The organism is Kaistia sp. 32K (assembly GCF_016629525.1).
Taxonomy (GTDB): domain Bacteria; phylum Pseudomonadota; class Alphaproteobacteria; order Rhizobiales; family Kaistiaceae; genus Kaistia.
Genome location: NZ_AP024269.1, coordinates 4,477,998 through 4,500,889 on the forward strand (window position 1 = coordinate 4,477,998; position 22,892 = coordinate 4,500,889).

Sequence of the window (22,892 nt, forward strand, 5' to 3'; positions counted from 1 at the left end):
CCAGCCCAGAAGGAGTGCCACGGGGAGGTGCAAAGGGAAGTGCGGGAGGCCGTTGGCCTCCCGCTTGGGATCAGCGAGCGAGCCAGACGTCGTAGAGGATCTGGTTCGGGCCGCCGGTGCCGCCGGCGCCGAAGCTGGAGCCGTGGACGGCGGGTGCATGAAGCCAGAGCTGCACGGAATCGAAGATCGGCAGGCTGTAGGCCTCGTCGACAACCAGCGCCTGGATCTTCTCGACGATCTCGCCGCGCGCCTTCGGATCCACCGTCGCGCGCTGCTCGTCGAGCAGCACGTCGAGCGGATTGCCGGGCTCCAGCCACAGCCGATTGGCCGTCTTGGTCGAGAAGATCTGGCGGATGGCGTCGGGATCGGCGAGTTCGCGCGCCCAGCGATGCAGGTCGTAATCGCCCTTCAGGAGGGCCTCATCGAACGCGCCGGCCGTCAGCGGACGCAGCTTCAGCTCGACGCCGATATCGGCGAGCTCCTGCTGCACGACCTCGAGGAAGGCCTGGTTGGCGGGGGCTGCGAAGAACGACACGGTGATCGAGAGCCGCTGCCCGTCCTTCGCGCGCACGCCATCGCCGCCGACGACCCAGCCGGCCTTGTCGAGAATGGCGCGGCCGGCATCCGGATCGGGGCCGAGCTTGGCGGCCTGATCGAGGAAATAGCCGGAATTGGCGGTCAGAAGACCGGTCGCCGCCTTGTGGAAGCCGCTGAAGGCGAGGTCGACGATTTCCTGGCGGTTCAGGGTGATCTGCAGCGCGCGGCGAACCTCGCGATCCCGGAGCACCGGGCTCTTGGTGTTGATGACGAGCTGCGTGGCGACGCCGTGATAGGGCGCGCTTTCCACCTCGAAGCCGGCCTTCTCAAGCGGCGCGATATCGTCGAAGCTGACGTTCTGGACGAGGTCCACCTGCCCGCTCTGCAGCGCGCCGCTGCGCACCGTGCCTTCCGGGATCACCCGGTAGACGACCTTGTCGAGATAGGCAGGGCCCTTGTGGGCGCGAAGCTCCGAGGCCCAATTGTAGTCCGGGCGCTTCACCAGCGTCGTCTGCTCGTTGAACACGACCTTGTCCAGCACGAACGGCCCGGTGCCGATGACGCCGGCGAAGCAGCGCTCGTCCGGCGTCTTCGCCAGCGTCGCCGCTGCGACGATGCCGAACTCGGCGGCGGAGGTCGCCTGCAGGAAGGCGACGTTCGGCGCTTCGAACTGGATGCGGATGGTGTAGGGATCGTCCAGCGTCACGCTGGTGATGCCGCGCAGCGCCGCCGCCCCGGTGGCGCCCGGGATCTTCGACAGCGTCTCGATGTTGCGTTTGACGATATCGGCGTCGAACTTGCTGCCGTCGCTGAAGGTCACGTCATCGCGCAGGTGGAAGACGTAGGTGGTGGCGTCGTCGGAGATCTCCCAGGACTTGGCCAGCCAGGGCACGATCTTGGTCGGATCCGAGTAGCTCTGGTCGGTCAGGGAATCGACGAGCTGGCGACCGTCGACCGAGCCGTAGCCGTAATTGTTCTGCTGCGGATCGATGCAGTCCGCCTGGCGCTGCAGGCCGACGGTCAGCGTTCCGCCCGGCTTCGGATCGCCATGCGCTAAGGCGGCCTGGCTCATGGACGCGGCCAGCAGGGTCGAGCCGGCCAGCGTTAAAAATGCCCGGCGCAGCACGGAAGAGCGCGGATTTTTGTCCAACGCAGTCATACTTGATGTCCTTGTTTCTGGCTGCGCAGGTGGATGCCCCCGGAGCGCAATAGTCTACTAAGTCTATCGACTTTGTAATGAAATAAGGAGGCACGCGGCGCGTCAAGCGGCGGGCCGGCGCCGCTCGATTTTGTTTGACCACGAACAGAAAGAAACGGTCGTCAAAGCCGGGGGAAGGAAAAGCCCGGCACCCAAGCGGGGCGTCCACGCAGGCAGATTGTCGCCCCAGCGTTTCAAAATAAAAACGCGCCACAAAGGGTCCGGCGAGGCACTGGAGGCGCGCCGGCAAGGCTTCCACGCAAGGTCCGGCCGCCGACCCGCGCGCCAGCGGCGAATCCGAGTCGGCCGCACGACCGAATCCATTCCGATGGGGCCTCGCCGGCATCGGGCATCGCCGTCCAGGGCGGAAGCCGGTCCTCGCGCCCCCGCTGGCGGAGTTCCGGCGCTACCTCCCGAGGCCGAGAATGTCCTCGGCGCAAAGTCGACCCAATAGCGGCGCAAGGATCACGCCCGGGTGAGCGACCAGCGCATACAGGCCTTCGATCTTTCCGGCAAAACCGCGGAGAGGCGTTCCATCCCCGGTCATCGGACGTTGCGCGGCGCCAATGGAGAGAAGAGGCAGCGGCGCCGCGACGCCAAGCAAATGGGCGACGGCGGCGGCGGTCTGCGCGGCAAGCGCGGGAAGGCCGGCGGCGCCCTCTTCCGGATAGTCGGCAGCCGAAACGAGGCCGCCCCCCAAGGCTTGGCGCAGCTCGAGATCCTGCGCGCAGAGCAGGTGGCGAAGGACGTTGGCCCCAGCAGCCAATCGAACCAGGACCGCCGGCGACCCATGGATCGGCAGGTCCAAATCCACCGTCTGAGCGAGCTGGCGCGCGCCGTGGCCATTGGCGAGCACGACGAGATCCGCCGGGAGCGTCTGCCCTTCCACCCGGACACCGGTGATCCGGTCTCCTGCGGTCTCGATTGCCTCAACCGTTCCGTGGCGGATGCACGCACCGGCGGCCTGCGCGCCTGCGGCCAGCTGGCGGGCAAGGATGGCCGGCTCCAGGGCAAAGTCGTCGGGCGCCCAAGCGGCAAGACGCGGCGGCGCGGCAAGTGCCGGCTCCTTTTCGGCGGTCTGGCTGCGCGAAAGAGCCTCCATCCGTGTGCCGGCCGCGCGGTGCTCGGCGATCATCGCCCCCGTTTCATCCTCGGTAGCGCCCCAGAGAAGCGCCCCGCGCGCAGCAATCGGCAAGGAACCAAGGTCGCGCTCCAAGCGGGCGAACGCCTCCAGCGCCTTCAGCCTCAGGGCAAAGGCCTCGGGGTCACTGGACGGCGTGCTCGCGCTGGCGCCGACCCATCCAAACGATAAGGCGGTCGCCGTGGCGCCGGAGGCAGGCGAGCTCTCCATCAGCGTGACTTCCCCGCCGGCCTTCGCGAGATGCCACGCCGCCGAAGCGCCCATGACGCCGCCGCCGACGACGATGATCCTGCCCTTGCCTGTCATGATGTCGATTGGAGCCTGTTGCAAATTCGCGGGTTTCGCCGCTTTTAACTCTGCCTGCGCCCTTTCTTCCAGCGCCGGCCCTCACGCGCAAACGGATCGAGATTCAGCGCCTTGCTCCGGCGTCGAAGACATCCGGCCTATTCCAAGGCAAAGTCCATGGAGGCAAGGGGATAGTGAGCCGGATAAATCGGCGTCCAGTCCGTGGCCGTTGCACCGTTTCGAAATTGTCGATCTGAGGAAAATTGGGGCCGTCGGGTGCTTTGATCGCAGGTCCAAGTCGAAGCGATCGAGGCCGTCAATCCAGCGGCGGCATCTGGCTGCAACCCCGACCATATCCCGCGTTGCCTGTGCTGGCCGGTACTCTTGTGGCATGCTTTGGCAAGTGAAAGGACACTGCCTCAAGTGCCTATACTTGCGTAGCGCATCCTTGCATCGATTTTTATTAGTATTGATTCAAACAGCTAGGCTATCATCACAACCCTTGGTTGACAACCGATCGATCGAGCAGTTGCCGGACCCGAAAGCGCCATCCTAGGGTGGTGCGATAGGGGGTGTGCGAGGCCATCTTTCGATGCGCCGTCCCGCGGTTTCGATCCGGACAATGCGCGGGAATCCGCGTCCAACGGCTTTCGTTCCGCTGTCGCCGGGATGATCTCGCCGAAAGGTTGCTCCTCGCCGAAGGAGCGGCGCCGTCCGGCGCCCGAAACGTCAAAATCCATTTCCCCTGAGCTCCGACAGCGAGGCAGGCGGAACACGCCAGCCTTCGATGTTGGCTCCAGCGCGTCGCCCCGGGCGGCGATCCGATCGGTTTGCCTGCGTTGTCGAGGGGGCACATGGCGCATTCCAAGAAATATCTGGCGAAGCTCGTCGCGGCGGTCGGCCTGATCGCGGCCGGGAGCGGACACGCCGTCGCGAACGGCGTCGAGACAAACCGGCAATGTCCCGTCCAGGACAAGGGCTACCTCTGGGTCGAGGCGCTGAAGACCTGCATCAAGCCCGGCGGCTATCTCTGGGGCGAGGTCTATTCGAACCGCTATACCGACTATCCCTCGGACGCGTCCAAGGTCTACGGCATCGCGACGCTCGGCCTGACCCTCGGCACCACGACCGAGCTGGGTCTTGGCGGGCCGCTGACGACGACGACCGACATACGCTTCCAGTATCGCGGCGCCGAGCCCTATTCGGGCGGACCGTCGGAATTCCAGTTCGAGCCGCAGACGATCACCGCCGCATGGGCCGGCGCGACCGTCGGCTGGCGCGACTCGTTCTTCGATTTCTATGGCAATGCCAATGTCCAGGGCACCGATCCGGCGACGATCGGCGACAGCACCAGCCTGCCGCTGGTCGCCTATACCGCCACCCTGCCGCACGGCTTCGCCGCGACGCTCTCGATCGAGCAGGGCAATTATCGCGGCGGCGGCATCGACCCCGCCGATGCCAATTCGCCGTTCGCCTATGAGCAGAACTCGTCCAAGCCGGACATCATCGGCGCGCTGGGCCAGACGACCGATTGGGGCCGCTATCAAGTCTCGGGCGCCCTGCACCGGATCGAGATCAACGGCACGACGCAGACCGGCGGCGACTACCCGTCGACCTGGGGCTATGCCGTGCAGGGCGGCGTCATGATCAACCTTCCCATGATCGCCGCGAACGATTCGCTCTACCTGCAGAGCGCCTATGTCGACGGCGCCATCACCTATCTCGGCCTCGTCAATCCGAGCGGCGATTTCGCGCCGCCGGATGCCTATTACAGCGCCGCGAACGGTCTCTCCCGCGTGACCGGCTGGAACGTCACGGCGCAATACCTCCACAACTGGACGCCGACGCTCAATTCGGCGGTCTTCGGCGGCTACGCGAACTTCAAGCTTCATGACGAGGTCGCCAAGGCCACCTACGGCGGCTCCGGCGGCGACAATTTCAACATCGGCGCTAATCTCGTCTGGTCGCCGACAAGCAACACCTCGCTCGTCGCGCAGTACATCTACAATTACTACGCGGCCAACGACTATGTGAACACATCGAATGGCCTGCCACAGTCATCACAAAAGGCGCACGAGCTGTTGCTGATGGCGCAATACACGTTCTGATCCGGCGGCTCCGGCTTTCCCAAGCCGGAGCCGTCGTCTGCAAGGGGGCCCCCGGAAAGTCTCCGATCCCGAAGAACGGGATCCCCCCGATACCAAAGCGGCGACACCAATCCTGTCCTGGGAGATTATTGTGACAGAAAGCAAATCAAGCGCCTCGGTGCGCGGCGATATTCTCGACGACATCTATGCGTCGGAAGATCTCTCGCTGCGTCTGCCGAAGTCAGGCTTCCCGCTTCTCGAGCGGGAGCCGCGCCACGTCTTCGCGGCGGTACGCGACGAGCTGATGCTCGACGGCAATTCGCGCCAGAACCTGGCGACGTTCTGCCAGACCTGGGTCGACGACGAGATCCGCGACCTGATGGCGCTGTCGATCGACAAGAACATGATCGACAAGGACGAATATCCGCAGACGGCCGAGATCGAGGCGCGCTGCGTCGCGATGATCGCCGATCTGTGGAATTCGCCGGATCCGACCGGCACGCTCGGCTGCTCCACCGTCGGCTCGTCGGAAGCGGCGATGCTCGGCGGCCTGGCGCTCAAGTGGCAGTGGCGCAAGAAGCGCCTCGCCGAAGGCAAGCCGACCGACAAGCCGAACCTGATCTGCGGCCCCGTGCAGATCTGCTGGCACAAGTTCGCGCGCTATTTCGACGTCGAACTGCGCGAGATCCCGCTCGAGGGCGACCGGCTGATCATGAGCCCGGAAGAGGTGCTGAAGCGCGTCGACGAGAACACGATCGGCGTCGTGCCGACCATGGGCGTCACCTTCACCTGTCAGTACGAGCCGGTGAAGGCGGTGCATGACGCGCTCGACAAGCTGCAGGCGGAGACCGGTCTCGACATCCCGATCCATGTCGACGGCGCCTCCGGCGGCTTCCTCGCCCCGTTCTGCGCCCCGGACATCCCCTGGGACTTCCGCCTGCCCCGCGTAAAGTCGATCAATTCGTCCGGCCACAAGTTCGGCCTCGCTCCGCTCGGCGCGGGTTGGATCGTCTGGCGCGAGAAGACCGACCTGCCCGAGGAACTGATCTTCAACGTCAACTATCTCGGCGGCAACATGCCGACCTTCGCGTTGAACTTCTCCCGCCCCGGCGGCCAGGTGATCGCGCAGTACTACAACTTCATCCGCCTCGGCCGCGAAGGCTACGCCAAGGTCCAGAACGCCTGCTACGCGACCGCGCAGTATCTCGCCCGCGAGATCGGCGCGCTCGGCCCGTTCGAGATCCTGTTCGACGGCAACAGCCAGGACGGAATTCCGGCGCTGTGCTGGAAACTGAAGGATGCGAACGGCATCGGCGGCTACACGCTGTACGACCTCGCCGATCGCCTGCGCAGCCGCGGCTGGCAGGTGCCGGCCTATTCCATGCCGGCCGACCGGCAGGATTTGGTGATCCAGCGCATCCTGGTGCGCCATGGCGTCAGCCTCGACCTCGCGTCGCTGCTGCTCGACGACATGCGCCGCGCGATCGACTTCTTCGCCAAACACCCGGTGGTGAAGCCGCTGACATCCGATGAGGCGAGCGGCTTCAACCACAACTGACTTCAACACCCTGCATCGAAGCCCCCCGCGACGTCCCCGTCGTCGCGGGGGGCCGCGGCGGGTGACGAAGCCATCCCGGTGGGCAGATCGGACACATGGACAGATCGGACCGGGCCGCATCGCGGCGTGAGCGTCGCTGAACGCGCCGGTTCTTAACCGATGAGTGGCTGGAGGCTACTGTGACAACCGTTGGCGATACCTCGAAAGCGAGCGCGCTTCCCGCGCAATCCCGGCAGAAGCTCGATGCCGGCAAGATCACGATCTTCGGCCTGGCGCTTCTGAACGTTACCGCCGTCGTATCGCTGAACGGCCTGCCGTCCGAAGCCGAATACGGCCTGAGCTCGATCTTCTACTACCTGCTGGCGGCGGTCCTCTTCCTCGTGCCGGTATCCCTCATCGCCGCCGAGCTGGCGACCGGATGGCCCGAGAAGGGCGGCATGTTCCGCTGGATCGGCGAGGCCTTCGGCGGCCGCCTGGCGTTCACGATCATGATGATCCTGTTCGTCGAGGTCTGCGTGTTCCTGCCGACGGCGCTGACCTTCGGCGCGGTGTCGATCGCCTATGTCGATCCGAACGAGCAGGTCGCGTCGACCATTGCGAGCAACAAGTTCTTCGTGCTCGCGCTCGTGCTGCTGGTCTACTGGGCGGCGACCTTCATCGGCTTGCGCGGCGCGGCGGCCTTTTCGGCCGTGGCGAAATGGGGCGGCGTCATCGGGGTGTTCATCCCGGCGACCATCCTGATCGTTCTCGGCTTTGCCTATGTTCTCTCCGGCCAGGCGCCCGAGGTGACGATCGGCTGGGGCGACGTCATCCCGGACTTCACGAACTTCGGCAACGTCGTTCTCGCGGCCAGTATCTTCCTGATGTACGCCGGCATGGAAATGAACGCCGTCCACGTCAAGGAGGTCAAGGACCCGACGCGGAACTATCCGATCGCCATCATGCTGGCGGCGGCGGGCACGGTGCTGATCCTGGTGCTGGCGACGCTCGCCATCGCCTTCGTGGTTCCCCGCAAGGACATCAACCTGACGCAGGCGATCCTGACCGCCTATCATGATCTCTTCGCATGGGCTGGAATCGCCTGGGCGTCGTCGGTCGTCGCCATCATGCTGGCGATCGGCGTCTTCGCCTGCGTGACCACCTGGGTCGTCGGCCCCTCGACGGGCGTGCTGGCGGTGGCGAAGGCCGGCTATCTGCCAAAGCTCTGGCAGAAGACCAACCAGCACGGCCAGGCGACCTTCATCCTGCTGCTGCAGGCGGTGCTGGTGACGCTGCTGTCGATCCTGTTCGTCGTACTGCCCTCGGTGCAGGCCGCGTACCAGATCCTCAACCAGCTCGCCAACATCCTGTATCTGATCGCCTATATCTCGATGTTCGCGGCGGCCATCCGCCTGCGCTACAGCCAGCCGAACCGCCCTCGCCCGTACCGGCTTCCCGGCGGCAATGTCGGCATGTGGATCGTCGGCGGCGTCGGCTTCCTGTCCGCGCTGACGGCCTTCGTCTTCAGCTTCATTCCGCCCGACCAGATCAGCGTCGGCAGCCCTGCGATCTATGTCGGGCTGCTCGTCGTCCTCGCCGGCGCGTTCCTGGTCATTCCGAGCCTGATCTACGCCGTCCGGAAGCCGTCCTGGAAGGGCGTCGATCCCGACTTCGCGCCGTTCACCTGGGAGGCGCAAGCCGTCCCGCAGGCCAAGGGATCGCAGGCCAAGGCGCCGCAGACCAAGGGAAGGGCAAGGACGTGACGATCGTGATCGAAAAGAACCTGGTGCAGCAGGCGGTTTCAAAGGCCTATGCGGACAACAAGGCGCTGACCGGCGGCGAAAACGCGAGCTACATCCCGTATCTCGCCTCCGTCCCGTCGGATCTGTTCGGCGTCGCGGTGGTCACCACCGGCGGAGAGATCTTCTCCGCCGGCGACGTGAAATTCGAGTTCGCGATCGAATCGATCTCGAAGGTCTTCACCATGGCGCTGGCCATGGAGCAGATCGGCACCGATGCCTTCCGCAAGAAGATCGGCGCCGATCCGACCGGCGAGGCCTTCAATTCGGTGATCGCGCTCGAACTGCATGGCGACCGGCCGCTCAGCCCCCTCGTCAATGCGGGCGCCATCGCGTCGACAAGCCTGGTGGCGGCCAAGGACAAGGAGGATCGTTACCAGCAGATCCTCGGCATCCAGAGCGCCTTCGCCGGACGCGCGCTGACGATGAGCACGGAGGTCAACGATTCCGAGCAGACGACCAATTTCCACAACCGGGCCATGGCCTGGCTGATGCAGGGCGCGGGCGCCATGTATTCGGAGCCGATGGACGCCGTCGAGGTGTACACGCGGCAGTGCTCGACCCTGATCACGGCGACGGACCTCGCCGCGATGGGCGCCACCTTGGCCTCGGGCGGCGTCAATCCGCTGACCGGCAAGCGGGTGGTCAAGGCCGCGAATGTCGGGCCCATCCTCGCCGAGATGACGATGGAGGGCCTCTACACCGCCTCCGGCGACTGGGCCTACACGGTCGGCCTGCCGGGCAAGAGCGGCGTCGGCGGCGGCATCCTGGCCGTCGTGCCGGGCCAGATGGCGATCGCCGCCTTCTCGCCGCCGCTCGACCCCGTCGGCAACAGCGTGAAGGCACAAGCGGCCGTCGCCAGCGTGGCCAACACCCTGGGCCTCAGCCTCTTCTCCCGCCCATAGCGCATTTTCCTGCGAAGCCGGCAACCAGATCGCGGGAATAAGGCGCGACAAAACAAAGGGGTGGAGCCCTTCATCGTTTGCTTGGAACGATGTGGGGCTCCATCTGCGAATGGACGAGCCGACAGCGCACGAACCGGCGCCAGCGGCAGATGCAGGGGCCGCGGAGAGACGACGCAGCGGGCCGGCGCGAATGCCCATTCAGGCCAGCCATAATGATGGCGCGCAGCAGCCCTGCCGGCTGAGCTTCCAAGGGTCTTTCCAAGAGAGCCTCACGACGATGTCGCGTCGCTTCGAGATCGAGCCGATGCCGACGGTTCACGGCTTCCGGTCATCATTCCGGGATTGGGCTAGCGAGGCCACGGGGTTCGCCCCCTCCGCACGGCAAGCCTCCGAAAGGCCGATGCGTGCAACGCCCTTTATGTGCGCGAAATCGATCAAACTTCGGACGTTCGGCGAGCAACTTCGGCGCCACGCTATCGCGACCCGGCCTCCGCTCAACGTGAAAACGTCACATTCCGGCGCTTTTCTTGTCATCAGATATTCATTTGACGTTTTCATTTCTGATCGTCATGCTCAATATCGATCAAGAAGAGGAAAGCTCACGTGCTGAACACGGCCGAGGAACGTCACGAGAAAATCCTGGAGCTCCTGGGCGAGAAGGGGTTTCTCGACGTCCAGACGCTGGCGGAACAATTGGGCGTCTCGGGCGCAACCATGCGGCGCGATCTGGGCGAGCTGGACGAGGCGGGCCGGCTGCGCCGCACGCATGGCGGCGCCGTCAGCGTCACGCAGGTCGGGCAGGATCCCGCCAATGCCGTGCGCGCGGTCTCCCGTCAGGCCGAGAAAGCGGCGATTGCGACCGTCGCGGCCGGCATGATCGCGGATGGCGACACGGTGCTGCTCGACGCCGGCACGACCTCGCTCGCGGTCGCCAGGCTGCTTGGCGGCCGCAAGGGGCTGACGTTCATTTCCAACGGCGCCGATATCCTTGCCGAACTCATTCGCGCCGAGGCGGAGCGTGTCTATGCGGTTGGCGGCGAATATGCCGCGATCAATCGCTCCTTCCGCGGCGCGCTGGCGGAGAGCTTCATCCGCCAGTTCCATGTCGACAAACTCATCCTCAATGCCGCCGCAATCGATTTTGATCGCGGCCTGATCTTCACCGGCTCACCGGCGAATGCCGGCGTGCAGCGCGCCATGATCGAGGTGGCGCGCCGGGTGATCGTCGTGGCCGACCATTCGAAACTGGCCAAGTCGAGCTTCTCCGTCACCGCCGGGATCGAGGACGTCGGCGTCATCGTCACGGACGCGGGCGCGCGCACGATCCTCGACGCGGCGCCGGAAGCACTGCGCAAGAAGTTCGCCATAGCGACCTAGTCGCCACGACCGCTTCGACACCGTCATCCTCACCAGACAGAGCCTTCAGGAGACAACAATGCTCCAGACGAACCGTCGTGCCTTCCTGGCCATGGCGACTACCGCCGCGCTGCTCTCCACATCCGCTGCCGGCACGGCGCTTGCCGCCGACATCAACCTGACCTTGATGATCTGGGACCCCGCCCAAAAGGCCGGCGTGCAGATGGCCGTCGATGCGTTTGAAGCCGCGCATCCCAATATCGCGGTATCGCTCGAACAGGTCCCGCAGGACCAGTACTACGTCAAGCTGGATGCATCGCTGGGCGCCGGAGAGGGGCCGGACGTGATGTGGCAGAGCTCCAAGGCATCCTACTACGTGGATGGCGGGGCGCTGGAGCCGCTGGACGCGTATATGGCGAAGGATGGCCTGTCGCTCGCCGGCTACAAGAAGGTGATCGCGGATCTGTATTCGCTCGGCGGTCATCAATACGGCATTCCGAAGGACTTCGATGCCTGGACCTTTGTCTACAATGCCTCGTTGCTGAAGGACCTCGGCATTGCGGCGCCCTCTGCGAACTGGACCTGGGAAGACATGGTTCGCATCGCCGGCGAGGTAAAGGAGAAGCGGACGTCATCGGCCGTCGTGCCGCTCTACTACAACTATTCCTTCAACAACGGCGTCGCGAGCCTCGTCCACGCGCTAGGCTCCAGCGTGATCGCGGATGGCCAGGGCAGAATGTCGTCGCCGGAGGGCATCCAGGCCCTCGGGATGATCAAGGCGTTGCAGGACAGCGGGCTCATTCTCAAGGTCGCGGATTCCACCGACTTCAACCCGGTCAACGCCCTCCTCTCCGGCAAGCTGGCTCTGGCCGAGATCCCGTCCTGGAACCTCAGCCTGCTCTCCAAATCGGATGCGCCGGCCGGCACGTTCGGCGTCGTCCATCTGCCGGCGGTCAACGGCTCCTGGGCCAACGACACCAACGGCCTCTCCTACGTCATGAACGTCAACTCCCGGCACAAGGAAGAAAGCTGGGAGCTCATCAAGTTCCTCACTTCCGACGCGGGCGCCGCGCTGCATGCGCAAGGCGGCGCGGCCCTGCCGGCCAACACGGCGCCGGAAGCGCGCGCGGCGTTTGTCGCCACCAATGGCAAGCTGGCAGGTCTCGAAGCGGCGCTCGACGCAGCGAGTGCGCAGAGCTATCTGCGCACCACGACGGCCCATCCCAAGGTGCTGTCCGCCATGCCGCAGATCAGCAGCGCCGTGATGGGCGAGTTCTATTCGGACGCCTTGTCGGCCAGCGACGCGGCGCAGCGGATCGACGCGCTTCTGAATGGGGCGCTGCGTTGACGGGCCAGATCCTTCAGCGCCTGCCGGGCATGGCCATGAAGGCGCGTCGCGCGATCGCGCGACGCAGCCTCGTCCATCGCGACGCCGTGGTCGGCTACCTGTTGCTGCTGCCGCTGCTCGGCGGCCTGCTCCTCTTTCGGGTGTACGGCTTCGGCTACAATATCTGGTTGTCGTTCATGAACGCCGGTGCCTTTGGCGCGCCGAAATTCGCCGGCCTCGACAATTATCAGAAGCTGCTTGGCGACACGCAGCTCCGGGTCGCGATCGCCAATACCTTCAAGTTCGCTGGTATCGCCGTGCCCGGCGTCATCCTGGTCTCGCTGGCGCTCGCCACGCTGATGCAGCATCGCTTCCGCGGACAATCCGCATTCCGGGCCATCGTTTTCCTGCCGGCCGTCTGCCTGCCGACCGCGGCCATTCTGGTCTTCGGCTGGATGTTCCAGACGCAATACGGCCTCGTGAATTCGGCCCTGCAGGCGATCGGCGCGGCGCCGGTGAGCTGGTTCGGCAGCGCCGCGGGCGTGACCGTCGTGGTGTCGCTGCTCGTGATCTATCTCTCGTTCAGTGTGCCAACGATCATTCTTTACGCGGGCATGCAGGAGATCTCGCCGAACCTCTATGAGGCCGCGACGCTGGATGGCGCCGGACCGGCCCGACAGTTCCTCTCCATCACGCTGCCGCTGCTGACGCCGTCCCTGTTCTTCGTGATCATCACGACGACCATCGGCGCGCTGAAGCTCTTCGACGTCGTCTATGTCCTGCTGCCGCCCGTCGATCACTCGGTGTCGCTGAACTACGGCTTTACGCTGGTCTACTATTATTTCTATCTCGCCTTCCTGGAGACGGGACAGCGCGGCTACGCGGCGGCGGTCTCGCTTGTGCTGCTCGTCATCATCCTGGCGGTGTCGATCGTCCTCATGCGTCTGCAGCGCCGCTTCGTGCACTATGGGGAGCACGGCTGATGCAGGCGGAACGCAAGGCCGGCTGGCGGCTCCAGATCCTCATCGCCCTTGTCGGGCTGATCATTCTGGTGCCGTTTGCCTGGATGGTCGCGACCGGATTGATGACGACCGGCCAGACCCTCATGGTCCCGCCGAACCTCATCCCGTCGCCGCCGACCTTCGACGGCATATCGGAGGTGTTCAACCGCGTCCCGTTTGCGACGCTGCTCGTCAACACGATCGCCGTCTCGTTCGGCCGCGCCATGGGAACGCTGGTCATCTGCGCGATGGCGGCCTACGCCCTCGCCATCATCAAGGTGCCCGGCACCAGCGCCATTCTCGTCGGCATTCTCGTGCTGATCATGGTGCCGGGCGATATCTTCATCGTGCCGAACTTTGCCATCATCGCCAGTTTCAGGATGACCGATACGCTCGTCGCGCTCTTCCTGCCGTCGCTGTTCGACGTGTTCGGCGTTTTCCTGCTGTATCAGTTTTTCCGCGGCGTCCCGCGCGAGCTCATCGAGGCCGCGCGCCTCGACGGCGCCTCCCACCTGCGGATCCTGGTCACGATCGTCGTCCCGGTCGCCCGCAGCGGCATCCTCTCCCTGGCGATCCTTTCCGTTCTGTCGGAATGGAAGGACCTGCTGTGGCCGCTCGTCGTCAACCGCTCGATCGACAAGCTGACCCTGGGACCGGGTCTCGCGCTGCTGCGCGGCGTCTACACCACCGACTGGAATGTCGTGATGGCGGCCGGCGCCATGGCGGCGCTGCCGATGGTCGCGATCTTCCTGATCCTGCAGAAGCAATTCATCACCAGCTTTGCCCGCAGCGGCCTCAAATAGCCTTCGCGCCGGCAAGGCTCACCCTTTTCCCCCATCGGGTCGAAAACCATGTTTGACATCCTGCCTTCGCGCTCCCGGCGCATTCTGGTCTGCGGCCATCGCGGTCACGTCGTCGACGGACACGAGAACAACCGCCCTGCCCTCCGGCGCGCCGCCGAGCTGGGCGCCTCGCTCTGCGAAATCGACCTGCGTCAGACCAAGGATGGTCGCCTCGTCGTGTTCCACGACGACATTCTCGACAACGCGTCGACGGGTACCGGCCTCATTTCCCAGCTCGACTACGCGGAGATTTCCTCCTTTCGGACCAGGGCGCGCAATGGCCTTGCCATCGACGGCCAGCCGATCGAGCTGTTCGCGGATATACTGGCATTCAGCCGGGATCTCGGCATCGGCCTGATCGTCGAAATCAAGGACCAATTCGAAGGCACCGCCTATCTGGAGAATGTGCTTGCAGCGCTTCGCGACGCCGGGATGCTGGAGCGCGTGCTCGTCAGCTCCTTCGACTACGTGGTCCTGCGCGACATCAAGCGGCTGGAACCGCGCATCCACACCATGGGCATCAATTACCATCGCCTGACCGAGCCGGCCTTGACCGCCCGCTCGGCGACCATGGACGTCATGAATACCGACTACCCGCAATTCTCCGCCGACCTGGCCGAAAGCCTGCATGGCGCCGATATCGGCGTCAGCCACTATGTGCCGCCGCCGCAATACTTCCGGCTGCGGGCCGGCTATGGCCTCGATTATCTCGAGACGCTCGATGCCTTGCTTCGGGCAGGACGGATCGACCTGCTGGTTTGCGATGACGTCGCCTGGGCCATGGATTTTGTCCGCGCCTGCGGCCTGACCGTCGCAAAGGTGGATGCGATCTCATGACGGAGGATGCCGCGCGCGCCACCCAGGCGCGGATTGAAGCGATCGCGCGGGGCGCCGGCGAGATCGCGCTTCGGCATTTCCGGTCGCTCGCCAGCCTGCCGGTGGAACAGAAGGGCCATCTCGACCTCGTCACCGAGGCGGATCGCGCCGTCGAAGACTATCTCACCGCGAGCCTGCAAAGGGCCTTTCCGGAGGATGGGATCTTTGGCGAGGAGCGCGGCGAAATCGCGGGCTCGTCGGGCCGGATCTGGGTCATCGACCCGATCGACGGCACCTTCAACTTCGTTCGCGGCGGCCAGAACTGGGCCATTTCCATCGGCCTTTTCGAGAACAGGACGCCGATCTACGGAACCCTATTCGCGCCGGTCCGCGACCTGATGCTGTCGGGCGGCCTGGATGTCCCGGCGCAGCGCAACGGAAAGCCTGTGCCGCCCTTGCCGGCGCTCGACCTCTCCCAGGGCGCGACGGGGATCGGCTGGCACCCGAGCGTCTCCACCTCGGATCGTGTCGAGTTGATCCGCTTCGTGTCGGATGCGCTCGGGATCAATGTCCGCTTCTGCGGTTCGTCGGCGCTGTCCCTCGTCGATATCGCCTTGGGGGAGACAGATGGATATCTGGCTCTGGGTGACTCGACCTGGGACGTCATGGCGGGGCTACCCATTCTCGCCAGCCTCGGCGCGTCGCATACGATCGACTGGCAGCGCACCGGCCTCGACGCCAAACTCCGCTTCGCCTGCGGCAGCGAGCGCTTTCTGGCGAAGGTCCGCCCCTTACTCGACAAGATCGCGGTTCCGGCTTGATCTCCCGCGCGAAAGTCCGAATTTGCCAATTGAGCCGTTTGGCGGCAATCTCAGCTGGGCAGGTCGCTGGGCGGGCAGCAGCACGCGGGGAACTCCGAAATCATGGTCATGGATCGTGTGTGTGCCGATCGCGGCGAGAGGGACGAGGAAGCTCTGCCTGAGCTTCGGTCGGGGCTTCTCAACCGCCGATCGTTTCTTGTCGGCTCGGCCGTCGGTCTCGGCGCGCTTGGGCTTGCCGGTTGCGCGACATCGGGCGGCATGAGCCGCGCGGAAGCGGCGAAGGTCTACGGGCCGGTGCCGGACGAGAAATTCCCGATTCCGGCGGTCGATGTCGCGAAGATCGATCCGAAATATTACCGGCGGACGGTGCGCTACGCCAACAAGGAAGCGCCGGGCACGATCATCATCGATCCCGGCAAGCACTATGTCTATCGCATCGAAGACGCGGAAAACGCCACCCGCTATGGCGCCAATGTCGGCCGCAAGGGGTTCCTGTGGAGCGGCGAGGCCTATGTCGGGCGCAAGGCCGAATGGCCCGTCTGGACGCCGCCCAAGGAGATGATCCAGCGCCAGCCGGAGGCCGCCAAATATGCCGGCGGCATGCCGGGAGGTTTCGACAACCCGCTCGGCGCCCGCACGCTCTATCTCTATCAGGACGGCAAGTACACGCTCTACACGATCTACAGCACCCACGTGGCGCAATCGATCGGCACCGGCGTCACCAGCGGCTGCACCGGCCTGCTCACGCAGGACATGCTGCACCTCTATTCACGCACGCCCGTCAACACGAAGGTGCTCGTCCTCCCGGCCTAGGAACGACGCCGGCCCCGGTCCGGACGCCGGCGCACGGGCGAAGACGGGATCTGGCGATGGCGGGAGTGGACACATTGCTGCGCCCCTAGGCTGTACACGGTCAAGGGGCGCAACTAATCGATGCCGGACGCGTAGATTAGTTGGGCGCGTACCGGAGCCGCATCCTGCCACCCAGGAGACGTAGGCGAACCATGACCACAACCTGCATTGAGTATTATTGGTCGTGATCTTGCTAGAATTAGCAACACCAAACCGCTCAACCAGTAATTGGTTCCAACCTACTTGATAACTGAAATAATTCTAAAACATACTGTTTGACTTGCCCGGATCGGCGTGGAAACAGTGCGGCGCGGCACACGAATTGCCACGCAGTTCTAGCAGGACAGCCAATGACCCCCCCGCTATACTCATTCGCGAGCGCCGCGGCGTTCGCGCTCGGCCTCGCTTTGACGTCTTCTGCCGCGCTCGCGGCGAACGCGACCGTCACGCCCAGCGCCGAAGGCATCATCGTCTACAATGCCCAGCATGAGAGCCTGGCAGAGGCCTGGGCGGCAGCCTTCACGGCCGAGACCGGCATCAAGGTGACGCTGCGCAATGCCGGCGACACCGAATTCGCCAACCAGCTCGTGCAGGAAGGTGCCGCGTCGCCAGCCGACGTGTTCCTGACCGAGAATTCGCCGGCCATGGCGCTGGTCGACGCGGCCGGCCTGTTCGCGCCGCTCGACAAGGAAACGCTGGCGCTGGTGCCGGAGAATTTCCGCCCCGCCGACGGCAAGTGGACGGGTATCGCCGCGCGCAGCACGGTGTTCGCCTATGACAAGACCAAGCTCGCCGCGGACAAGCTGCCGAAGTCGCTGCTCGATCTCGCCGATCCGAGCTGGAAGGGCCGCTGGGCGGCCTCGCCCTCGGGCGCGGATTTCCAGGCCATCGTCGGCGCGCTGCTGCAGCTCAAGGGCGAGGAAGCGACGGCCGCCTGGCTGAAGGCGATGAAGGAGAACTTCACGGCCTACAAGGGCAACAGCACGGCGATGAAGGCCGTCAATGCCGGCCAGGTCGAGGGCGCGGTCATCTATCACTATTACTGGTTCGGCGATCAGGCCAAGACCGGCGAGAACAGCAAGAACGTCGCGCTGCACTATTTCCGCCACCAGGATCCCGGCGCTTTCGTCAGCGTCTCCGGCGGCGGCGTTCTCGCCTCGAGCAAGCATCCGGACGAAGCGCAGGCCTTCGTGAAGTGGGTCGTCGGCAAGGGCGGCCAGGAAATCCTGAAGACGGGCACCTCCTTCGAATATGCGGTCGGCAACGGCGCCGACTCGAATCCGAAGCTGGAGCCGCTCGCCAAACTCGATGCGCCCAAGGTCGAGCAGTCGACGCTGGACAGCAAGAAGGTCACGGACCTGATGACCGCGGCCGGCCTTCTCTAGCCATGGGCCGATTGGCCGTCACCATGCCGAATCCTGCCGGGCCGCAATGCCCGGCAGGATTCATTTCCTGCCGGTCTTCGTCCTGGTGCGACGTGCATGTACGCCTCTGATGAACTGCCCGATACGGCTGCACCGCGCTCACGCCTGACGTTCGTCGCGATGCCACGGCGGACCCTCTCGCCGGCAGCATCCCTCGCGACGCTGATCTCCATCCTGTCGCTGCTGCCGCTTGCCTTCGTCGTCTTCGTCACGATCCAGACCGGCTGGACGGCGGCGGCGGCGATGATCTTCCGGCCACGCGTCTTCGAGCTGCTCGTCAACACCGTGCTTCTGGTCGCCCTGACCGTGCCGATCTGTATCGCGCTTGCCGTGGCGCTCGCCTTCCTGACCGAGCGGAGCGATCTTCCCGGCGCGCGGATCTGGTCCTTCCTCGCCGTGGCGCCGCTCGCCGTGCCGGCCTTCGTGCAGAGCTATGCCTGGGTCAGTCTCCTGCCGCGCCTGCACGGCCTCGCGGCCGGTGTCCTGGTCTCGGTGCTGGCCTATTTCCCCTTTCTCTACCTGCCGGTGGCGGCGACCATGCGCCGTCTCGATCCGGCGCTGGAGGAGGCCGCCGCGGCGATCGGCGATCCGCCGGCGCGCGTGTTCCGCCGCATCGTGCTGCCACAGCTCCGGCTCGCGATCCTTGGCGGCTCGCTGCTGGTGGGCCTGCATCTGCTGGCGGAATACGGCCTGTTCGCGATGATCCGCTTCGACACCTTCACCACGGCCATCGTCGAGCAGTTCCAGTCGACCTTCAACGGGCCGGCGGCCAACATGCTGGCCGGCGTGCTGGTCGTGTTCTGCCTGCTGCTGCTGGCCCTCGAAGCGGCGCTGCGGGGCCGCGAGCGCTATGCGCGGGTTGGCAGCGGCGCAGCGATGGCGCCACGCCGGGTACGCCTCGGGCGGACGATGCCGCTTTTCCTGATGCTGCCGGTTTCGGTGACGGCGCTTGCACTTGGCGTTCCCGGCGTCACGCTCGGAAGCTGGCTCGCCGCCGGCGGGCTCGATATCTGGAAATTCGATGCGATCGGCCGCTCGCTCGGCCAGACCCTGTTCCTTGCCATCGCCGGCGCGGCGCTGGCGACCCTCTTGGCCCTGCCGATGGCCTGGATTGCGATCCGCCGTCCGGGACGGCTGCAGCGCCTCCTCGAGGCCTGCAACTATGTCACCGGCTCCCTGCCCGGCGTCGTGGTCGCCCTGGCTCTCGTCACGATCACGGTGCGGGTCGCGCTGCCGCTCTACCAGACCTTCGTCACCATTCTCGCCGCCTATGCGCTGATGTTCCTGCCACGCGCGCTGGTCAGCCTGCGCGCCAGCATCGCGCAGGCGCCAGTCGAGCTCGAGCAGGCGGCCGCCAGCCTCGGCCGCTCGCGGGCCAACGCCTTCTTTTCGGTCACGCTGCGGCTCGCCGCGCCCGGCGTGGCGTCCAGCATGGCGCTCGCCTCGCTCGGCATCTTCAACGAGTTGCCGGGAACGCAGATGCTGGCGCCGAACGGCACCCGCACGCTGGCAATGGCGTTCTGGGCGCTTTCCAGCGAGCTCGATTATGCCGCAGCCGCCCCCTATGCGCTGATCATGGTGGTGGTCTCCCTGCCGCTGGCATGGTTGCTTCACGTCCAGTCGAGAAGGAGCGCAGGACGATGACCCTGCTCGAATTGCGGTCAGTCGCGAAGCGATACGGATCGACGGAAGCGCTCGCCGGCATCGATCTCGACCTCGCGCCGGGCAGCCGGACCGCCATCGTCGGACCGTCGGGATCGGGCAAGACGACGCTGTTGCGGGTCATCGCCGGCTTCGAGACCCCGGACCAAGGCCGTGTCGTCCTCGATGGCGAAGTGCTCGCCGACGGGCCCCGATCCGTGCCGCCGCATCGGCGCGGCATCGGCATCGTCGCGCAGGACGGCGCGCTGTTCCCCCATCTCTCGATCGCCGACAACATCGGCTACGGCATTCCACGCCAGCAGGCGGGACGCGACGCGCGCATCCGTGAGCTGATGGCGATGACCGGCCTCGATGCGGGCTTTCTTCGCCGGCGGCCGGACCAGCTCTCGGGCGGCCAGCAACAGCGCGTCGCGCTCGCCCGCGCGTTGGCAAGGCGGCCTCGCCTGATGCTGCTCGACGAACCCTTCTCGGCCCTCGATACCAGGTTGCGCGCCCAGACCCGGCAGGCGGTGTCGGAGTTGCTCGGCGCGGAGGCGATCACCACGATCCTGGTCACGCACGACCAGGCCGAAGCCCTCTCCTTCGCCGATCAGGTCGCGGTCATGCGCCAGGGCCGCCTGCCGCAGGCCGGCACACCGCGCGAACTCTATCTGCGGCCGGTTGATCCGATGGTGGCGCAATTCCTCGGCGAGGCGATCCTGCTTCCGGCACGGATCGAGGGCGGGATCGCCCGCTGCGCCCTCGGCCGGATCGCCGTGGACGATCGCCGCTCGGGCCCCGGCGAGCTCATGCTCCGTCCCGATCAGATTTCGTTCTCTCCTGTCCAATCCCCCGCCGAGTCCGACGCCGACGATGTGCTCGCCGAAGTGATCGCGGTCGATTTCGCCGGCGCATCGAGCGGCATCACCGCGCGCCTTGTGCGCTGCGCCGACGACGAAGCGCCGAGCACCGGCAAGGACATCTGCTTTGCCGCCACCTCGATGGCCCTGCCCGCGGTCGGAACCCTGATCCGGCTTTCCATCTCCGGAAAGGCCCACGTCTTCACCGCCGGAACCCGGCTCCGGTAACGATGGGGATCGATCGCGAGGCCTGGCGACCACAGCGGCTCCGCCCTCCTGCGGCAACGCGCGCCCGGGCGATGTCGCCGGACGCGCTGTTGCGTGCCTGACATCGCGCTCCGATAGCGTCGGGCGATAGCCACAAACGTCTCCGTCTTCCTGGTCCTCGCCTTCACCCAGATCACCGGATGGGGAGTCCTCGGCTTTCTGACCGACCTCGCCGCCGACCTCCACGCCCCACTGCCGACGGTCTTGCTCGGCGGTGATGCCCCTTGCTTCTGTGGCTGAACAGCAACGCGCTCGATTTTCCGCGCCAGGTGGCAACGGCGCCCCTCGCCGGAGGCTGGAGCAATATCAATCACTAAGACTGACTATCAGGTGCGATATCATCAAGCAGTCTGGAACATATCCAAATTATTGTGATTGCTTGATTTTCTTCGATCCGCTAGGCGCCATGGCACATCTCCCATGGCTTCATGCGCGTCCCTCGGGTCAAATTGGACAAGCGGCATTTCGGCAAACTCCTGACGACGTTTCTTCTGCTTCGGCCCCGGCTGGAGGCGTCGGCCCACGCACGCACCGGATCCCGCGCGCAGGCGGAAGATATTCTGCAGGATACCTGGCTGAAGCTGGACAAGGCGCCCAGCGACGTCCCGATTGACAATCCCGGCGGCTACATCACCCAGGTGGCCCGCAACGCCCTGACGGACCAGCATCGCAAGGAACGGCGGCGCAGTGAAATCGACACCGAGCTGAACGAGGTTCTCTGGGAGCCGTCGGACGCCGTCTCGCCGGAGCGGATTCTGATCGGGCGCGAGGCGATCCGCGCCGTCGAGGCGGTCCTCGACCAGTTGCCGGAGAGGACCCGCCAGATCTTCCTGATGAACCGGATCGACGGCATCTCCCACCGCAAGATTGCCAGCCAGTTCGGCATCAGCGACGAGGCGGTCTACTATCATATTCGGCGGGCGCTGGAGCGGCTCGCGTCGGTTCGCGACGAATTCGGCACATGAAATCGGGACCGCGTCTTTAGGCAAAGGCAATCTTCGCGCGTCTATAAATTGCAAGCTCCAACTGCCACACTTCAGCTCAACCATCGCCCGCATGGACGCCGAGAAACAGCCCGAAACAAACCGCCGAAGCGCGATGGACGCACGCGACTGGATCGTGCGCCTGAACTCGGGCGAGATCAGCGCCGCGGATATCGAACGCTTCAAGGCATGGCGTGACGGTTCTCCCGACAATCGGCAGGCGTTCGAGCGCGAACGTGCCTTCTGGCAGGAACTCCAGGTGCTCGATCCCGCCCGGCGGGCGCGCCCCGCGGCGCTGACAGCGGCAAGCGAGCCACGACGCCCGACGCTCGGCAGACGCGGCTTCCTGATCGGCGGCGCGGCGATGGCGACAGCGGCGGCGGTGATCGCATTGCCGCGGCTGGAAATCTGGTGGAACGCCGATTTCCGGACCGGGGTCGGCGAAAGCGCGGAGTTCATCCTTCCCGACGGCTCGACGGCGGCCCTGAATACCGACAGCGGCATCGCCGTCCGCTTCCAGTCGGGCCTGCGCCTCGTCGAACTGCTGCGCGGCGAGGCCGAGTTCCGGGTCAAGCCCAGCGAGACCGTCTTCCGCGTCGCGGCACTGGGCGGCAACACCGACGCGCTCGGCACGGTCTTCTCCGTCCAGGCGTTCGACGATGTCGCCACCGTGACCGTCGCCGAGGGGGAAGTCCGCGTATCGGGTCAGCAAGCGCCGCAAGCGGCGGCCAGCCCGGAGCACGGCGGCGTTGTCCTCGCGGCGAGCGAGCAAACCCGCTATGCGGCGGGCGGCCTCCCGGATCCGGCCATCAGAATCGAAACGGACACCGTCTTCGCCTGGCGCTCCGGACGGATCATATTCGAGGGACGCCCCTTCGACAGCGCCATCGCCGAGCTTGGCCGCTATCTGCCCGAACGCATCGTCCTCGCTCCGAACGCATCGTCCTCGACGCCCGTCAGCGCGATCTTCTCGACCGGGCAGGCGCTCGCCGCCGTCAGGGCGCTGGCCCGGACCCAGGGCCTGTCCGTTCGGCGCGTCCCCGGCGTCGTCGTGCTGATTTCCTGAGTTCCCCGCCTCGCTCCAAAAAAATCTCGGCTCCCCGTTTAGGCAAAGCCGCCCTTCGCCCGTCAAGACGATGAAGGGACCAGGCATCACTCCTACCCACTCTCTTCGCTGTCGGACCCATGGGGTCCATCTCGGCTGAAAGAGGCG

The 22,892-nt window shown here is 65.5% G+C and carries 18 protein-coding genes; 16 read left to right on the top strand and 2 right to left on the bottom strand.

The genetic code is table 11. The annotated features are described in order from the left end of the window. Positions 1–70: 70 nt before the first annotated feature. Together K32_RS20680 and K32_RS20685 are read right to left on the bottom strand one after the other, a co-directional pair. Positions 71–1,696, bottom strand: coding sequence for an ABC transporter substrate-binding protein (locus K32_RS20680; RefSeq protein WP_201401322.1), 1,626 nt, complete (start codon positions 1,694–1,696; stop codon positions 71–73). Between the two features lie 445 nt (positions 1,697–2,141). Next, entirely contained in the window at positions 2,142–3,182 is a 1,041-nt protein-coding gene (locus K32_RS20685; protein ID WP_201401323.1) for an FAD-binding oxidoreductase, read from the bottom strand. Positions 3,183–4,015: 833 nt separating this feature from the next. Between K32_RS20685 and K32_RS20690 the strand changes: the two genes are divergently transcribed. The 16 genes from K32_RS20690 to K32_RS20765 all read left to right on the top strand — a co-directional run bounded on the left by K32_RS20690 (position 4,016) and on the right by K32_RS20765 (position 22,745). Next, entirely contained in the window at positions 4,016–5,269 is a 1,254-nt protein-coding gene (locus tag K32_RS20690) for a porin (protein WP_201401324.1), read from the top strand. Positions 5,270–5,399: 130 nt separating this feature from the next. Then, complete coding sequence (locus K32_RS20695) at positions 5,400–6,806, top strand: glutamate decarboxylase (RefSeq protein WP_371812730.1); 1,407 nt, start codon at positions 5,400–5,402, stop codon at positions 6,804–6,806. Between the two features lie 179 nt (positions 6,807–6,985). After that, the gene (gadC, locus tag K32_RS20700) at positions 6,986–8,548 is read left to right on the top strand and encodes a putative glutamine/gamma-aminobutyrate antiporter GadC (RefSeq protein WP_244669654.1); all 1,563 of its coding nucleotides are present in this window, start codon (positions 6,986–6,988) and stop codon (positions 8,546–8,548) included. A gap of 5 nt (positions 8,549–8,553) precedes the next feature. Further along, positions 8,554–9,489, top strand: a complete 936-nt coding sequence (gene glsA, locus K32_RS20705) for a glutaminase A (protein WP_371813049.1) — start codon at positions 8,554–8,556, stop codon at positions 9,487–9,489. A 603-nt stretch (positions 9,490–10,092) separates the two neighbouring features. Next, positions 10,093–10,866, top strand: coding sequence for a DeoR/GlpR family DNA-binding transcription regulator (locus tag K32_RS20710; RefSeq protein ID WP_201401325.1), 774 nt, complete (start codon positions 10,093–10,095; stop codon positions 10,864–10,866). A 58-nt stretch (positions 10,867–10,924) separates the two neighbouring features. Beyond that, the gene (locus K32_RS20715) at positions 10,925–12,193 is read left to right on the top strand and encodes an ABC transporter substrate-binding protein (RefSeq protein WP_201401326.1); all 1,269 of its coding nucleotides are present in this window, start codon (positions 10,925–10,927) and stop codon (positions 12,191–12,193) included. Next, positions 12,190–13,155 (top strand): carbohydrate ABC transporter permease, encoded by a 966-nt coding sequence (locus K32_RS20720; protein ID WP_201401327.1) that lies wholly within the window; start codon positions 12,190–12,192, stop codon positions 13,153–13,155. Before K32_RS20715 ends, K32_RS20720 begins: the two co-directional genes overlap by 4 nt. Then, positions 13,155–13,976, top strand: coding sequence for a carbohydrate ABC transporter permease (locus K32_RS20725; protein WP_201401328.1), 822 nt, complete (start codon positions 13,155–13,157; stop codon positions 13,974–13,976). Before K32_RS20720 ends, K32_RS20725 begins: the two co-directional genes overlap by 1 nt. A 48-nt stretch (positions 13,977–14,024) precedes the next feature. Next, positions 14,025–14,852, top strand: a complete 828-nt coding sequence (locus tag K32_RS20730; protein WP_201401329.1) for a glycerophosphodiester phosphodiesterase family protein — start codon at positions 14,025–14,027, stop codon at positions 14,850–14,852. Next, a complete protein-coding gene (locus tag K32_RS20735) occupies positions 14,849–15,652 on the top strand; it encodes an inositol monophosphatase family protein (RefSeq protein ID WP_201401330.1) in 804 nt (267 codons plus the stop codon). Before K32_RS20730 ends, K32_RS20735 begins: the two co-directional genes overlap by 4 nt. Before the next feature lie 102 nt (positions 15,653–15,754). Next, positions 15,755–16,465 (top strand): L,D-transpeptidase, encoded by a 711-nt coding sequence (locus K32_RS20740; protein WP_201401331.1) that lies wholly within the window; start codon positions 15,755–15,757, stop codon positions 16,463–16,465. Between the two features lie 389 nt (positions 16,466–16,854). Continuing rightward, positions 16,855–17,889 carry an iron ABC transporter substrate-binding protein gene (locus tag K32_RS20745; protein ID WP_201401332.1) on the top strand — a complete coding sequence of 345 codons (1,035 nt, stop codon included), beginning with the start codon at positions 16,855–16,857 and terminating at the stop codon, positions 17,887–17,889. Between the two features lie 159 nt (positions 17,890–18,048). Continuing rightward, a complete protein-coding gene (locus tag K32_RS20750; RefSeq protein ID WP_244669655.1) occupies positions 18,049–19,572 on the top strand; it encodes an iron ABC transporter permease in 1,524 nt (507 codons plus the stop codon). Continuing rightward, positions 19,569–20,657, top strand: a complete 1,089-nt coding sequence (locus tag K32_RS20755) for an ABC transporter ATP-binding protein (protein WP_201401334.1) — start codon at positions 19,569–19,571, stop codon at positions 20,655–20,657. The genes K32_RS20750 and K32_RS20755 overlap by 4 nt, the downstream gene beginning before the upstream one ends. Positions 20,658–21,145: 488 nt before the next feature. Next, entirely contained in the window at positions 21,146–21,661 is a 516-nt protein-coding gene (locus K32_RS20760; RefSeq protein WP_201401335.1) for an RNA polymerase sigma factor, read from the top strand. Between the two features lie 91 nt (positions 21,662–21,752). Beyond that, positions 21,753–22,745: a FecR domain-containing protein gene (locus tag K32_RS20765; RefSeq protein WP_201401336.1), complete on the top strand. Its 993-nt coding sequence runs from the start codon at positions 21,753–21,755 to the stop codon at positions 22,743–22,745. The last annotated feature ends 147 nt before the right edge of the window (positions 22,746–22,892 follow it).